The sequence below is a fragment of the Halorubellus litoreus genome (assembly GCF_037081675.1).
Taxonomy (GTDB): Archaea; Halobacteriota; Halobacteria; order Halobacteriales; family Natrialbaceae; genus Halorubellus; species Halorubellus litoreus.
Window position 1 is genome coordinate 1 of record NZ_JAZAQL010000007.1, and the last position, 1,535, is coordinate 1,535.

A 1,535-nucleotide genomic window follows, 5' to 3' on the forward strand; every position below is an offset into this window, starting at 1 on the left:
ACCCCCCGAGCCTTGAGCTCGGGACCATTCCGGTTGATCCTGCCGGAGGCCATTGCTATCGGAGTTCGATTTAGCCATGCTAGTCGCACGAGTTCATACTCGTGGCAGATAGCTCAGTGACACGTGGCCAAACTACCCTATGGATCAGAACAACCTCGGGAAACTGAGGCTAATTCTGAATAACGCTCTATGCCTGGAATGGCTTGAGCCGGAAATGCTACGGCGCCATAGGATGTGGCTGCGGCCGATTAGGTAGACGGTGGGGTAACGGCCCACCGTGCCCATAATCGGTACGGGTTGTGAGAGCAAGAGCCCGGAGACGGTATCTGAGACAAGATACCGGGCCCTACGGGGCGCAGCAGGCGCGAAAACTTTACACTGCACGACAGTGCGATAAGGGAACTCCGAGTGCGAGGGCATATCGTCCTCGCTTTTCTGTACCGTAGGGAGGTACAAGAATAAGGGCTGGGCAAGACCGGTGCCAGCCGCCGCGGTAACACCGGCAGCCCAAGTGATGGCCGATATTATTGGGCCTAAAGCGTCCGTAGCCAGCTGAACAGGTCCGTCGGGAAATCTGCTCGCTCAACGAGCAGGCGTCCGGCGGAAACCAGTCAGCTTGGGATCGGAAGACCCGAGGGGTACGTCTGGGGTAGGAGTGAAATCCCGTAATCCTGGACGGACCACCGGTGGCGAAAGCGCCTCGGGAAGACGAATCCGACGGTGAGGGACGAAAGCTAGGGTCACGAACCGGATTAGATACCCGGGTAGTCCTAGCCGTAAACGATGCTCACTAGGTGTGGCACTGGCTACGAGCCAGTGCTGTGCCGTAGGGAAGCCGTGAAGTGAGCCGCCTGGGAAGTACGTCCGCAAGGATGAAACTTAAAGGAATTGGCGGGGGAGCACTACAACCGGAGGAGCCTGCGGTTTAATTGGACTCAACGCCGGACATCTCACCAGCTCCGACAGTGTGCAGTGACGGTCAGTGTGATGAGCTTACCTGAGCCACTGAGAGGAGGTGCATGGCCGCCGTCAGCTCGTACCGTGAGGCGTCCTGTTAAGTCAGGCAACGAGCGAGACCCGCACGCCTAATTGCCAGCAACACCCTCGTGGTGGTTGGGTACATTAGGTGGACTGCCGCTGCTAAAGCGGAGGAAGGAACGGGCAACGGTAGGTCAGTATGCCCCGAATGAGCTGGGCAACACGCGGGCTACAATGGTCGAGACAATGGGATGCAACCCCGAGAGGGGGCGCTAATCTCCGAAACTCGATCGTAGTTCGGATTGCGGACTGAAACTCGTCCGCATGAAGCTGGATTCGGTAGTAATCGCGTTTCAGAAGAGCGCGGTGAATACGTCCCTGCTCCTTGCACACACCGCCCGTCAAAGCACCCGAGTGGGGTCCGGATGAGGCCACCTAACGGTGGTCGAATCTGGGCTCCGCAAGGGGGCTTAAGTCGTAACAAGGTAGCCGTAGGGGAATCTGCGGCTGGATCACCTCCACTGACCGGGACCAACCCACACCGGGTTGGCCCATCG

At 58.6% G+C, this 1,535-nt stretch carries 1 rRNA gene; it reads left to right on the forward strand.

Features of this window, described 5'->3' with window-relative positions:
• Positions 1-26: 26 nt before the first annotated feature.
• Positions 27-1,499 (forward strand): 16S ribosomal RNA (locus VYJ16_RS22110).
• Positions 1,500-1,535 lie beyond the last annotated feature (36 nt).